Origin of the sequence: Stenotrophomonas sp., from assembly GCF_032061965.1 — a bacterium.
GTDB lineage: Bacteria > Pseudomonadota > Gammaproteobacteria > Xanthomonadales > Xanthomonadaceae > Stenotrophomonas.
Genome location: NZ_DAMBEF010000013.1, coordinates 15,079 through 29,178, shown reverse-complemented (window position 1 = coordinate 29,178; position 14,100 = coordinate 15,079). Strand labels below are relative to the sequence as shown.

10 protein-coding genes are annotated in these 14,100 nt (G+C 64.0%); 8 read left to right on the top strand and 2 right to left on the bottom strand.

All coding sequences use genetic code 11. The annotated features are described in order from the left end of the window. Window positions 1-60: 60 nt before the first annotated feature. A complete protein-coding gene (locus tag RT460_RS08850; protein WP_313318475.1) occupies window positions 61-2,691 on the top strand; it encodes a TonB-dependent receptor in 2,631 nt (876 codons plus the stop codon). Between the two features lie 166 nt (window positions 2,692-2,857). Next, on the top strand, window positions 2,858-5,434 hold the full coding sequence (locus tag RT460_RS08845) for a M14 family zinc carboxypeptidase (protein ID WP_313318474.1): 2,577 nt from the start codon (window positions 2,858-2,860) through the stop codon (window positions 5,432-5,434). 369 nt (window positions 5,435-5,803) lie between these two features. Here RT460_RS08845 and RT460_RS08840 read toward each other — a convergent pair whose 3' ends face one another. Further along, window positions 5,804-7,207, bottom strand: coding sequence for a DEAD/DEAH box helicase (locus RT460_RS08840; RefSeq protein ID WP_313318473.1), 1,404 nt, complete (start codon window positions 7,205-7,207; stop codon window positions 5,804-5,806). 373 nt (window positions 7,208-7,580) lie between these two features. Between RT460_RS08840 and RT460_RS08835 the strand changes: the two genes are divergently transcribed. Together RT460_RS08835 and maiA are read left to right on the top strand one after the other, a co-directional pair. Further along, window positions 7,581-8,570, top strand: coding sequence for a fumarylacetoacetate hydrolase family protein (locus RT460_RS08835; RefSeq protein ID WP_313318472.1), 990 nt, complete (start codon window positions 7,581-7,583; stop codon window positions 8,568-8,570). Window positions 8,571-8,662: 92 nt separating this feature from the next. Then, on the top strand, window positions 8,663-9,319 hold the full coding sequence (maiA, locus tag RT460_RS08830) for a maleylacetoacetate isomerase (protein ID WP_313318471.1): 657 nt from the start codon (window positions 8,663-8,665) through the stop codon (window positions 9,317-9,319). 130 nt (window positions 9,320-9,449) lie between these two features. On the opposite strand, the gene RT460_RS08825 is transcribed toward maiA, so the two are convergent. Then, window positions 9,450-10,580 carry a PilT/PilU family type 4a pilus ATPase gene (locus tag RT460_RS08825; protein ID WP_057627284.1) on the bottom strand — a complete coding sequence of 377 codons (1,131 nt, stop codon included), beginning with the start codon at window positions 10,578-10,580 and terminating at the stop codon, window positions 9,450-9,452. 97 nt (window positions 10,581-10,677) lie between these two features. Between RT460_RS08825 and RT460_RS08820 the strand changes: the two genes are divergently transcribed. From RT460_RS08820 to RT460_RS08805, 4 genes are all read left to right on the top strand, one after another. Beyond that, the gene (locus RT460_RS08820; RefSeq protein WP_313318470.1) at window positions 10,678-11,064 is read left to right on the top strand and encodes a DUF4398 domain-containing protein; all 387 of its coding nucleotides are present in this window, start codon (window positions 10,678-10,680) and stop codon (window positions 11,062-11,064) included. After that, window positions 11,064-11,945 carry a hypothetical protein gene (locus RT460_RS08815; protein ID WP_313318469.1) on the top strand — a complete coding sequence of 294 codons (882 nt, stop codon included), beginning with the start codon at window positions 11,064-11,066 and terminating at the stop codon, window positions 11,943-11,945. The genes RT460_RS08820 and RT460_RS08815 overlap by 1 nt, the downstream gene beginning before the upstream one ends. A gap of 335 nt (window positions 11,946-12,280) precedes the next feature. After that, window positions 12,281-12,499, top strand: a complete 219-nt coding sequence (locus tag RT460_RS08810; protein WP_313318468.1) for a YdcH family protein — start codon at window positions 12,281-12,283, stop codon at window positions 12,497-12,499. Window positions 12,500-12,673: 174 nt separating this feature from the next. Beyond that, window positions 12,674-14,050, top strand: coding sequence for a pyridoxal-phosphate dependent enzyme (locus RT460_RS08805; RefSeq protein ID WP_313318467.1), 1,377 nt, complete (start codon window positions 12,674-12,676; stop codon window positions 14,048-14,050). Window positions 14,051-14,100: the final 50 nt, after the last annotated feature.

The following is a 14,100-nucleotide window of genomic DNA, read 5'->3' as shown; positions in this document are numbered from 1 at the left end:
GCCGGACATTTGCCTGGCATGAGGTACTGGCGTGGTCGCTAACACCTCTCCCCGGACTTCATGCCTACACGTTCCTTGCTCGCTTTCGCGGTGGCCGCTGCGGTCGCTGCTCCCTCCCTCGCCTTCGCCGACACCGCCGCAGAGGGTGGCAAGACCCTGGATGCGGTGCGTGTCACCGGCTCCAACATCAAGCGCACCGACACCGAGACCGCCAATCCGGTGCAGGTGATCGAGCGCCAGCAGTTGGAAAAGACCGGCAAGGCCAGCGTTGCCGACCTGCTGCGTTCGATCTCCGCCAACACCGGCAATGCCAGCAACGAGACCAGCAACAGCGGTTGGGCGTCCGGCTCGGCTGGTATCGGCCTGCGCGGGCTGTCGCAGAAAAACACGCTGGTACTGCTCAACGGCCGTCGTTTGGCCAACTATGGTTTCCCGGCCGGTGGCCTGTCGGACACCTTCGTCGACCTCAACGCGCTGCCCTTGGTGGCGGTGGAGCGGATCGAAGTGCTGAAGGACGGCGCCTCGGCGGTATACGGCTCCGATGCGGTCGCTGGCGTGGTCAACATCATCACCCGGCAGGGCTTTGAAGGTGCCGAGGTAGGTGTCAGTGGCGGTACGTCCGATGCCGGCGGTCTGGACCAGCAGAACCTGAAATTTGTTGGCGGCATCGGCGACCTCGACAAGGATGGCTACAACATCCTGGTGTCGCTGGAAGGCTATAACCGTGATCGCCTGGACCAGGACCAGCGTGAGCTCACCCGTTCCGGCATCTATACCGACAAGGCCGGTGGCCGCTGGAACGGCTGGTCGGCCAAGGGCGCGCGCTACCTGATCAACGGCAAGTCGGTACCGATGCTCGATGCCGCCGGCAACTGCCCGGAAGGCACGGTGCTCACTGCCAGCGCGCCAATCGATGGCCTGGCAGGCGACACCTGCGCCTTCAACCAGGCGCCGTACACCACGCTGATTCCCTCGACCAAGCGCTGGCAGGCCTACGTCAACGGCACGCTGCGCATCAACGATTCGGTGGAAGCGTTTGCCGATGTGATCTACAGCGACATCAAGGGGGTGTCCTGGTTCGGCTCAAGCCCGTTCTTCACCCTGGAAAGCGGACGCTTCGCGCTCAACGCCGATACCGGGCTGGCCGAGCCGGTGCGTTCGACGCTGCCAGCTGGCAACCCGTACAACCCGTACGGCGTGGATGTGCCGATCGAGTACACCTTCTTCAACCTGGGCGGCACCATCAAGACCAACCGCTCGCGCTCCTATCGTGGCGTGCTTGGCCTGCGCGGGCAGGGGGAGACCTGGGACTGGGAAGTAGGCGCGTTCCAGGCCGCCAGCCAGCAGCGGGAAACCGTGTCCGGTGGCTTCGCCAACCGTTGGGCGCTGTACGAGGCCTTGGATTCGGGAAGCTACAATCTGCTCGATCCGGCGGCGACGGATCCTGCGGTGCTGGCAGCTATCGGCCTGAGCACGCTGCGTCCTGCCGATTCGGTGCTCAAGGGTGTGGATGCCAAGGTGTCGGGCACCCTGGGTGAAACCTGGGCCGGCACGGTCGGCTTTGCTGCAGGCCTGGAATGGCGGCAGGAAAAGTTGGACTCCGACAACCCGTGGCAGATCGATGCCGGCCTGCAGGTGCGCCCGGCCATCGCCGAAGTGCATGGCCAACGGCAGGTGAGTGCTGCCTACGCCGAAGTGAGCGTTCCACTGCACAGCACGTTGGAGTTGCAGGCTGCTGCCCGCGCCGACCATTACAGTGATTTTGGCAATGCGTTCTCGCCCAAGCTGGGCCTGCGTTGGCAGCCGCTGGATTGGCTGTTGGTACGCGCTGCGGCCTCGCGTGGCTTCCGTGCGCCGTCGCTGTCGGAGAACTCGGCCTCGACCAGCATCGCCTACGGCACCGTGGTGGATCCGCATGATCCGGACGTGCCGGGCTCGCGGCAGAGCCCGACCTATTTCACCATCGGCAATACCGAGCTGGACCCGGAACGCACCCGCAGCTTCAATGCCGGTTTCGTGTTGTCGCCGTGGCAGAACACCAACCTGAGCATCGACTACTACCGCATCAAGGCCGACAACCTGATCGGTGCCGGCAATACCACCACGCTGGTGGAAGAGAATGATCCGGCCAACGTACTGCGTGATTCGCGCGGCAAGCTGCTGGCGGTCTACAACCGCTACCAGAACCTGAGCGAGCTGGAGACCTCGGGCGTCGATGTGGAACTGCGCCAGCGATGGTCCACTGCCGCCGCCGGTGATTTCGGCCTGTCCACCGCGCTGACTTACGTGATCGATTACAAGCGTCCGCAGGTGATTGGTGGCCCGCTGGTGGATTACGCCGGCTCCAACCTTGGCCCCTCGCTACCCGACACCAAGGCCACCACCACGCTGGACTGGGCGCTGGGAGATTGGCGCACTGCGCTGACCTGGTACTACACCAGCAGCTACGACCAGCAAGGCAGTGTTGCCGCCAAGGCGGTGCAGAAGCAGGTGGCCAGCTACAGCCAGTTCGATCTCTATCTGGGCTACACCGGTATCGACAAGCTGACGGTGTACGCCAAGGTGCAGAACATTGGTGATCGCCAGCCGCCGTATGACGCCACCTTCCCGGGTGTGCGTGCGCCTTACGACTTCAGTCAGTACGACCTGCGTGGCCGCTATTACACGCTGGGCTTTGATTACCGCTTCTGATTTGAAGCCCTCTCCCGCCGGGAGAGGAGCAGCTCTGTAGAGCCGAGCCATGCTCGGCTGAGGCTTTACCGGTAAGGCCCTTGCCGAGCATGGCTCGGCACTACAGGTTTCGCTTTATTTTCGAAATTTCGCTGCAACGTTCATGCAATAGGGGAGTGCTACACCCATGTCGTTCCGCTTTTCACGCCTGCTGCCGGTACTGCTGCTGGCAACGTTCATCAGCCTGTCACCGGCTTACGCCCAGAACAGCTACTACTTCCCCGCCGCGCAGCAGTTCGACGCGAAGGTGCCGACACCGCAGCAGTTCCTCGGTTACGAAATCGGCAGCCACTACACCCGCCACGATCAGCTGGTGGCCTATTTCAACGAGCTGGCGCGGGTGTCGGACAAGGTCAAGGTCGAGGTCATCGGCCAGAGCTATGAACACCGACCGCTGCTGCTGGTCACCGTCACCTCGCCGCGCAACCACGCGCGCGGCGCGGAGATCGCCGCACAGCGGCAGGCAATGATCGACCCGACGCAGCCGTTGCCAGGAGACGACGCACCGGCCGTGGTCTGGCTGGGTTACAGCGTGCACGGCAACGAAACTTCCAGTGCTGAGGCGGCAATGCTGACCGCCTATTACCTGGCCGCCAACCAGGATGCGGAAACCACGCGCTGGCTGGAGCATGCTGTGGTGGTTATCGACCCGGCGCAGAACCCGGATGGCCGTGATCGCGCGGCCAATTGGCATAACAGCTGGGGTTCCCAACCGGCATCGGCCGATCCGGCGGACAAGGAACACGTCGAGCCGTTCCCCAGTGGCCGCGTCAACCACTACTTCACCGATCTCAACCGCGATTGGCTGGCGCTGTCGCAGACCGATAGCTGGCCCAAGGTCGCCGCGTTCCATCGTTGGTACCCGAACATCCAGATCGACTTCCACGAGATGGGCAAGGACAGCACCTACTACTTCGAGCCCTCGCCGAAGAGCATGGAAAGCCCGTTGCTGCCAAAGTCCTCCTATGAGGCCAACAAGTGGCTGGCACGTTTCCACGCACAGGCGCTGGATGCGCTGGGTTCGCTGTATTACACCGGCGAGAACTTCGACAACTTCTCGCCGATCTACGGTTCCACCTACCCGGATTTCCATGGCGCGGTGGGCGTGACCGTCGAGCAGGCCAGCTCGCGGGGTCTGGTGCAGGAGTCGGTCAATGGCCCGCTGCATTTCAACTTCACCATCCGCAACCAGGTCGCTACTGGCCTGGCCAGCGTGCGCGGTGCGGTCGAGGACCGGGACCGCCTGTTTGCCCTGCAGAAGGAGTTCTTCCGTAGTGCACTCAAGCAAGCCGCGGCCTACCCGGTGCACGACTGGGTGTTCGGCGATGCGGCAGATGCCACGCTGACCAACAAGCTGTTGGCAGTGCTGTTGCAGCATCGCATCGAAGTGCATGCCTTGGGCCGCGACGTGGACGTGGATGGCAAGCACTTCCCGGCTGGCAGCGCTTACGTGGTGCCGGCGCGGCAGGCGCAGTTCCGCTTGGCGCATTCCATCTTCGAGTTCACCCCGCCGGTGAAGGGCGATGTGTTCTACAGCGGCACCTCCTACGCGGTGGCACCGGCGTATGGCCTGCGATATGCAGGCAGCCGTGGCGCGTTGCCGAGTGGCGCGCGGGTGGATGCGGTGCCAGCGGTGCAGGGGGGCATCAGTGGCGGCCGTGCAGGCTTCGCCTATGTTGCCGATGCGCGCGATTTCGGCAGTTACCGCCTGCTGGGTGCATTGCTGGGCGACGACGTACGCGTACGCACCGCACACCAGCCGTTTACTGCGGCGACTGCCGCTGGAGATGTCGCGTTCGGGCAAGGTGCGGTGGTGATCCCGGTGGCAGGCCAACGTCTGGATGGTGACGCACTGCAGGCCAAGGTGCTGGCCGCTGCGCAGGCGGCGGGTATCACGGTGCATGCGCTGGCCAGTGGCCGCGCTGCCAGCGGCATCGATCTGGGCAGCGACAGCGTGCGTGTATTGCGCAAGCCGAGCATCGCGCTGGTGATGGGCGAGGGGGTGTCCGCGACCGAAATCGGCTCAACCTGGTTTGCCTTGGATACCGCGTTGGGCTTGCCTTCAAGCAAGATCGATCCGGCGCAGTTGGCCAGTGTCGACCTGTCGCGCTACACCTCGATCCTGCTGTCCGGTGGCACCTACGCCACGGTCAGCGATGCCGGGGTGGCGGCGCTCAAACGCTGGATTGGTGCCGGCGGTTCCCTGGTGGTGTATGGCAGCGGCGCGCGCTGGGCCATCGACAAGGGACTGGCCGAGGCCAAGCTGCGCGAGGGCGACAAGAAGGATGATGCGGAGCGGTTGGATTTCGGTACGGTGCGTGACGTGTTTGCACTGGGCCGTGTCAGCGGCAACATCCTCAGCGCGGATATCGATCCGACCCATCCGCTGGGTTTTGGTGTGCAGCAGCGCCGCATCTGGGTCAACAAGGAAGGTGGTCTGGTATTCGAGCCGGCGAAGAATGCGTTCCTCAATGTGGTGAATATTGACCGCGCGCCAGTGGTGAACGGTTACCTGTCCGATGCCAACCGTGCGCGTGTTGCAGGGTCGAGCTATCTGCAGGTGGTGCCAACCGGTAGCGGCAACGTGGTGTTGTTCGCCGATGACCCGGCGCACCGCAAGTATTGGCATGGTACGGAACGTTTGCTGCTCAATGCCTTGTTGCAGGCAAACCATCTGAATACGCCGAAGCAGCGCGGAGAATAAGGCTTTCGCCCTTTCCTGTTGGGGTTGGGGTGAGGGCAGGCCGGCGTCATTTGCAGTGACTCTTTCAGGGGGCTGAGCAAAGCAACGGCTGCCCTCATCCGCTCCTTCGGAGCACCTTCTCCCGCAAGCAGGAGAAGGGACAAGCTCAGAGCCAAAGCCAAAGACCCAGGCGTGGTGCCCGGTTCGCGACGTGGCAATGACGAGCGTTCCTTCTCCCGTTCACGGGAGAAGGTGCCCCGCAGGGGCGGATGAGGGGCGCTTTTGCCCCTGATTTGGCTGTCGCAATAATCCAAAAAATCCAAACGTCCACAAACCAGAAAGGCCGACGCAATGCGTCGGCCTTTCCTTTACAGCTCACACCAGCAGGAATCAGGCGCTGGTACGGCTCTGGCCACGACCACCGCCGCCACGACGCTGGCCACCACCCGGGTGCGCATCACGACGTTGCTGGCCATTGTTGCCGCCATTGCGCTGACCGCCCGGCTTCTGCTGGCCGCCACGGCCACCGCGCGGCGCATCGCCACCCGGACGGCGCGGTGCATGACCGGCATTGTTGCCACGGCGCGGTGCGCGCTGGCCACCCGGCTGCTCGGCCTTGCCCGGTGCGCTGTTGCCCCAACGGATCGGGGTGTGCGGCTCGAAGCCCGGCACGTCGCGGATGTCCATGTCGCGGTCGAGCAGACGCACGATCTGACGCAGCAGCTTGGCCTCGTCCTGGGCCACCAGCGAAACCGCTTCACCGGTCGAACCATTACGGCCGGTACGACCAATGCGGTGCACGTAATCTTCCGGCACCATCGGCAGGTCGTAGTTGATGACCTTCGGCAGCTCGTTGATATCGATGCCGCGGGCGGCGATATCGGTGGCCACCAGCACGGTCACGCGGCCGGCCTTGAAGTCGGCCAGTGCACGCAGGCGCTGGCCCTGGCTCTTGTTGCCGTGGATGGCCGCGGTCTTGATGCCGGACTTTTCCAGGAACGTGGCCAGCTTGTCGCAGCCATGCTTGGTGCGGCCGAAGACCAGCGTCTGCACGCGGGAATCCTCGGCCAGCAGGTGCAGCAGCAGCTCACGCTTGCGCGCGCCATCGATCGGGTGCACGCGATGGGTGATGGTCTCGGCAACGGTGTTCTTCGGCGTAACCTGGATCTGCTCCGGGTTGTGCATGAACTCCAGCGCCAACTGCTTGATGCTCTCTTCAAACGTTGCAGAGAACAGCAGGGTCTGGCGGTTCTGGCGCGGCAGCTTGGCCAGGATGCGCTTGATCGAGGGCAGAAAGCCCATGTCGAGCATGCGGTCGGCTTCGTCCAGCACCAGGATCTCGACGCCGGACAGATCGACGCTGCGACGCTCCAGGTGGTCGATCAGGCGGCCCGGGCAGGCGACCAGCAGGTCGACGCCACGGCGCAGCATGTCCAACTGGTTGCCCATGCCAACGCCGCCGTAGATGCAGGCGCTGGGAATGCGCAGGTACTTGCTGTAACCACGCAGGCTGTCATGCACCTGGGTAGCCAGTTCGCGGGTTGGGGCCAGGACCAGGGCGCGCGGACGACGCGGGCCGTTGCCCACGGTCTGCGGCGAGGTGGCCAGGTGCTGCAGCAGCGGCAGGCCGAACGCAGCGGTCTTGCCGGTGCCGGTCTGGGCGCCGGCCAGCAGGTCGCGGCCGTCCAGCGCAAGCGGAATGGCCTGCTGCTGGATCGGGGTCGGGTTTTCATAGCCCTGCTCGGCGAGCGCGCGCAGCAGGAAGGGCGCAAGGCCCAGGTTTTCAAACGACATGGAGTGCTCCGAAACATGAATAACGCGCGCCCAATGGGGCATGCGTTGCTGATCATTGAAGACCAGCTGATCTCGGAGCGTTCCCGTAAACCGCGCTGCAAGATCTGGGATGCAACCAACGCGGTGCGCTGGCTGGAATGCGTGACGATAGGCGTCGGAGTGGGGGCGGGCGGGCGGATGGGCCATGAGGCCGCTGATCCTGCACCGCCGGCGGTCCCTGAGGGAAACGGACGGCCGCTGGCAGACCGCGCTAGTCTAAGGGATTGTCCCGGTTCGCACAAAAACGCCTGTTCAGCATTCTTTTGTGGTGGCTGGTGGTAGCGGACTTATTCATTACAATTGAAACTTGTTTCTTCGCAGACTGGACAGCCCCATGAAGCTTGGTTCCCTGAAGGAAGGCGGCCGCGACGGCACCCTCATCGTGGTTTCGCGTGACCTGACCCGCGCCGTGCGGGCCGCCGGCATTGCCGTCACCCTGCAGCAGGCGCTGGAGGACTGGTCCAATCTGGCGCCGCGCCTGGCCGCCCTGTCCGAGCAGCTCAATGCCGGCAGCGTGGAAGGGGAGTTTGTGCTGGAGATGGAGGCGCTGGCCGCTCCGCTGCCGCGCGCCTACGAATTCGTCGATGGCAGCGCTTACCTGCCGCACGTGGCACGTGTACGCAAGGCGCGTGGCGCCGAAGTGCCGGAGAGCTTTTACACCGATCCGTTGATGTACCAGGCCACCAGCGCCGGTTTCTACGGTCCGCGCGACGCGGTAAAGGTGGTCAGCGAGGACTATGGCATCGACCTGGAAGCCGAAATCGTGGTCATCACCGACGACGTGCCGATGGCCGCAACCCCGGCGCAGGCCGCCGGCCATATCCAGCTGGTGGGCCTGGTCAACGACGTCAGCCTGCGCAACCTGATCCCGGGCGAATTGGCCAAGGGCTTCGGTTTCCTGCAGTCCAAGCCGCGCTCGGCGCTGAGCCCGGTGTTCGTGACCCCGGACGAACTTGGCAACGCCTGGCAGGACAGCAAACTGCATCTGCCGCTGGTTACCCACATCAACGGCAAGTGGTTCGGTGCGCCGGAAGCCGGCGTCGACATGCAGTTCAACTTCGCCCAGTTGGTCGCTCATGCCGCCAAGACCCGGCCGCTGTCGGCCGGCGCCATTGTCGGTTCCGGCACCATCGCCAACGAAGACACCACCCTGGGCGCCTCCTGCTTCGCCGAGCAGCGCACGGTTGAAGCCTTGCGCGATGGCAAGCCATCCACGCCGTTCATGAGTTTTGGTGACGTGGTGCGCATCGAGATGCTGGACCGTGACGGCGTAAGCATTTTTGGAGCGATCGAACAGCGCATCGAGCAGGCCAGCCAAGGCTGATCCGATCGACGGCAGCGGCAGCAGACCGGTGGTGAAGGTGGCCTCACCGCCACCGGTTATCGTGCGGGTGTATGCAAGGGGGAATACCTGACATGGAAGCTGGTTTGAAGCTCTACAGCTATTGGCGGTCCAGCGCCGCTTATCGCGTGCGTATTGGTCTGAATCTCAAGGGCCTGGAGTACGCGATCGAGCCAGTGCACCTGGTGCGCGATGGCGGCCAGCAGCATGCCGCCGACTACGCCGCACTCAATCCGCAGCAACTGGTACCCACCCTGCGTGATGGTGAGCGGGTGCTGACGCAGTCGATGGCTATCCTCGAGTATCTGGACGAAATCTACCCGGAGCCGGCATTGCTTCCGTCCGATGCGGGCGGCCGTGCGCGGGTGCGTGCGTTGGCCCAGCAGGTTGCCTGTGACATCCATCCGCTGAACAACCTGCGGGTCATGCAGTTCTTCGATCACGAATGGAATGTGCCGCAGCCCGAGCGCGACGAATGGACGTTGCATTGGATGCGCACCGGCTTCGCCGCATTGGAAAGCATGTTGGTCGGTTCATTCGACACCGGCCGCTTCTGCCATGGCGCGGAACCCGGTCTGGCCGACTGCTGCCTGGTGCCGCAGATGTACAACGCGCGTCGCTTCCACCTGGACCTGACGCCGTACCCGACGCTGCGTCGGATCGAAGAGGCCTGTCTGGCCTTGCCGGCGTTCGAGGCAGCGCGTCCGGAAAACCAGCCCGACGCCATCTAGGGTCGGGGACTGGAGGGTCGGGATTGGGGATTCGATAGGGGCGCGGGCTTGGCCACGAGGTGGACCGTCAGGTCAGCGCATCCCGAATCCCCAATCTCCAATCCCGAATCCCCGAATCCCCGAACTCCCCTCAGAACCCGTGCGTGATCGCCGCCGGTGCCGCGACCGCGAAATCCGCATACGGATCATGCTCGCCGCTGCCGCCTTCGGACAGGCGGAACTTCAAGGCCAGGCCATCGCGCGAGTCGGCGGCGCGCAGCGCCTCCTCCTGTTCGATGATGCCGTCCTTGGCCATGCGGAACAGGCACTGGTCGAAGCTCTGCATGCCTTCTTCCAGCGACTCTTCCATGGCCTGCTTGATCGCGTGGACTTCACCACGGCGCAGCAGGTCGCGGATCATCGGCGTGTTGAGCAACACCTCGGTGGCCGGGCGGCGGCGGCCGTCCTTGCCCTTGACCAGGCGCTGTGAAACCACCGCGCGCAGGTTCAACGAGAGGTTCATCAACACGTTCTTGTGCGCGCTCTCGGGGAAGAAGTTGAGGATGCGCTCGATGGTCTGGTCGGCGTTGTTGGAGTGCAGCGTGGCCAGGCACAGGTGACCGGTTTCGGCGAAAGCGATGGCAGCTTCCATGGTTTCGGCATCCAGGATCTCGCCGATCAGGATCACGTCCGGCGCCTCACGCATCGCGTTCTTCAGCGCGTTGTGGAAGGCATGGGTGTCCAGGCCGACTTCGCGCTGGTTGACGATGGACTGCTTGTGCTTGTGCAGGAACTCGATCGGGTCCTCGATGGTGAGGATGTGACCGGTCGAGGTGGTGTTGCGGTGGTCGATCATCGACGCCAGCGAGGTCGACTTGCCCGAGCCGGTCGAGCCGACCACCAGCACCAACCCGCGCGGGGTCATGATCACGTCCTTCAGCACCTGCGGGAGGTTGAGCTCCTCGATGCTGGGGATGCGGCTCTTGATCGCACGGATGACCATGCCCACTTCGCCGCGCTGCTTGAACACGTTGACGCGGAAACGCCCGGCATCGGCCAGGGCGATGGCCATGTTCAGCTCCAGGTCGCGCTCGAACTGCGGCACCTGGCCTTCGTCCATCAGCGAATAGGCGATCTTCTTGACCATGCCCGGCGGCAGGCCGGTATTGCCCAGCGGGTACAACTTGCCTTCAATCTTGATGTAAACCGGCGCTCCGGTAGTCAAAAACATGTCCGAAGCGTTCTTTTCGGTCATCAGCTTCAAGAAATAGCCGATATCCATGCGCAATGTTTCCCCAACAAACGGCGGCGTGCCGTTGCAAGCACGCCTAAGGCTTGACGACAATGGCCGTGCACAGTCACTCGGCAACGGCTCCCCAATGAAACCTAGCTTCGCACAATTAAGACGCCTCCTGTATGTGACGGCCTGCGCAACCATGCTTTGTGGCAGCGCTTTGGCACAGGATCCTGCGGCTGCCGACCTGGCTGCGGCCCGGCTGGCGGTGGACCGCGCCGACCGCGCCGACGCCGATCAGTACGCGCCGGACACCATGGCCATGGCCCGGCAGCAGCTGGAGCAGGCCCAGCGCGCCGCCCAGGACCGCCGTGAGCGCAAGCAGGCGCCAGTGCTGGCCCAGCGTGCGGTGGCTGACGCCGACCTGGCCCGCGCGCAGAGCGAAGAGGCCGTGGCCCAGGCGCAGCTGGCCCAGCGCAAGGCAGAGGTCGAGCAGCTGCAACGTCAGCTGGCTTCAGGGGAGAACCGTTGATGCGCTTCCGTCATCTGATCGTGGCTGGGCTGCTGGCCATGCCGTTGTTGGCCGTTGCGGCCGAAGACCCTGCCGTGGCCGCGCTCAACCAGCGCCTGGTGGCACTGCAGGCCGATATGTACACCGCCGAAGTGGCCGCTTACGAGAAGCTGCAGGCCCAGCAGGCCATTGCCGGCCTGGCCAAGGCCAAGCGCAAGGAGCTGGACAACGCCCGTTATCTGGCCGAGCGCCGGGTGGCCATTGCCGAAGCGGCCAGCCGTGCCGCCGTGGCCCGTCGCCAGCTCGACGAACTGGAACGTACCCGCAGTGAACTGCTGATCGAAGCCAGCCGCCGCGAGGCCAATCGCGCCCGCCAGGAAGCCGAGCGGCTGCGCGTGCAGACCCAGATCCAGGCCGAAGAGGCCGAGCGCCTGCGCCTGGCCGCCGAGGCCGAAACCCTCGCACGGCAGGACGCAGAAACCGCACTGACCAGCGTGGCCGGCCGCCAGCAGGCGCGGCTCAGCACGGCCCAGCAGAACGCAGCCAAGTTGGCCCGGGAGGAAGCCGAGCTAGTGTCCGGGCAGAAGCTGCCGGGTTCCCGTTTCGACAACCGCGGCGAGGTCTTCACCTTCACCGGTGACGCCTTTGCCGCAGGCCAGGCCAGCTTGTCCGGTGGTGCCGGCAACCAGGCCAAGGCCTTGGCCGAGTACCTGAACATCGGCAAGAAGGGGCGGGTGACGATCGAGGCCTACGACAGCGCCAATGGGGTGGGCCAGCGCCGTGCCCAGGCCCTGAAGGACGCGTTGGTCGCAGCAGGGGTGGCGGCCAACCGTATCCAGGTCAGCGGCAAGAAGGCGGCCTCCACCCGGGCCCGTTCGGCGGAAGTCATTGTTGCGCCGTGACAAGGCTAAATGACTGATGGCGTTAGTTTTTTGTTGATTTTTTGTGGCTGACTGCGGCACCGATTCCGGATTCGTCCGTGAATGCAAGACAACGCTTGCCGGAACCATTTTGCAGGCGTAGGGTCAATCGTCCGGGTGGCAAATCCGCCACCCGGACAGCGGAGGGCCGAGCCGGTGCAGCAGTGGCGCGAACCAGTTTCCGAAAGTGCTCGATCCACGGGTCGGGGTTCGGTGAGTGGTTGCCTGATCTGCAGCGCCTGGTCGCAGCCCTCCATCCAGCAACGCCCCGTGCCGCAAGGCCGGGGCGTTCTTGTTTCTGCATGAAGGAGGTAGTCATGTTCGAAGGGCAGCCGCAGAGCGAAATCGACGCGTTGATCAAGGCCAACCCCGAGTTCAAGCAACTCTACCAACAGCATAAAAAGCTGAACAAGAAGTGCATGGATGCGGGATTAGGGGTGCTTCCCATTGACGATGTAACCCTGGCCCAGATGAAGCGGGAAAAACTGCTGGCCAAGCAGAAGCTTCTGCGGATCTACGAAAACCAAGTCAACTAACCTTCCCCACACGTAACTGTTTCATGTCGCGGGCGGTGGCAGCCTCCTCGTCGGTCGCCACCGCCCGCGCCACTTTGGCTGAATCGTAAGAATCGACTTTGGCCTGACATTCAGGGGCATCCGTCGGATAATCGCCAGTCCGGCCGCAGTGCGGCGCGATTTCGAATTTTTCCGATGCCCATCCATTCCTCCGTCCTCGAACTCATCGGCAACACGCCCATCGTCAAGGCCCAGCGCCTGGATGCCGGCGTCTGCGAGCTGTACCTGAAAATGGAGAGCTCCAACCCGGGCGGGTCGATCAAGGACCGCATCGGCCTGTCGATGATCGAGGCGGCCGAGCAGCGCGGCGACCTCAAGCCGGGGGCGACCCTGGTGGAAGGTACTGCCGGCAATACCGGGCTGGGCCTGGCGTTGGTGGCCCAGCAGAAGGGCTACAAGCTGATCCTCGTGGTGCCTGACAAGATGAGCCGGGAGAAGATCTTCAATCTGAAGGCGATGGGTGCCGAAGTGGTGCTCACCCGTTCGGACGTGGCCAAGGGCCACCCGGAGTACTACCAGGACCTGGCCAAGACCGTGGCCGACAAGACCCCGGGCGCCTACTTCATCAATCAGTTCGGCAACCCCGACAACCCGGCCGCCCATGAGTTCGGCACCGGCCCAGAGCTGGTCGCGCAGATGGCCGAAGTGGGGGGCCTGGATGCCATCGTCGTGGGCTGCGGCAGTTCCGGCACCATGACCGGCCTGAGCCGCGCGCTGGCCAAGCTGTCGCCGCACACCGAGGTGGTGCTGGCTGACCCGGTCGGCTCGATCCTGGCCCAGTACATCAACGAAGGGACGCTGAGCGAGAAGTCCGGCAGCTGGTTGGTGGAAGGCATTGGCGAGGACTTCCTGCCGGGTATTTCCGATTTCAGCCGGGTCAAGAAGGCCTATGCCATCAGCGACGCCGAAAGCTTCCACACCGCCCGCGAGTTGCTGGGCAAGGAAGGCATCCTGGGTGGCTCGTCCACCGGCACCCTGTTGGCTGCCGCATTGAAGTACTGCCACGAGCAGACCACGCCGAAGAAGGTGCTGGTGCTGGTGCCCGATACCGGCAACAAGTACCTGTCCAAGATGTACAACGACTACTGGATGCTGGACAACGGCTTCCTGGAGCGCCCGCAATACGGTGACCTGCGCGACCTGATCCTGCGCCCTTACAGCCAGCGCGACACCGTCGTGGTCGCCCCGACCGACCTGCTGACCACCGCCTATCAGCGCATGAAGCTGTATGACGTCTCGCAGCTGCCGGTGATGGAGGGCAATCAGCTGGTTGGCATCATCGACGAAAGCGATGTGCTGCTGCATGTCTACGGTGACGAAGCCCGTTTCCGTGATGCCGTGTCGGTGGCCATGGTCAGCAAGCTGGACCGGTTGGATGTCAAATCCCCGATCGAGGCGTTGCTGCCGGTGTTCGATCGTGGCCAGGTGGCCATCGTCACGGATGGTGACGCGTTCCTCGGTTTGATCACCCGCATCGATCTGCTGAATTATCTGCGTCGCAGGGCTCAGTGATTTTGTGGGCGCCCTGTCGGGGCGCCCCCCACAGTGGGTTCAGCCCACAC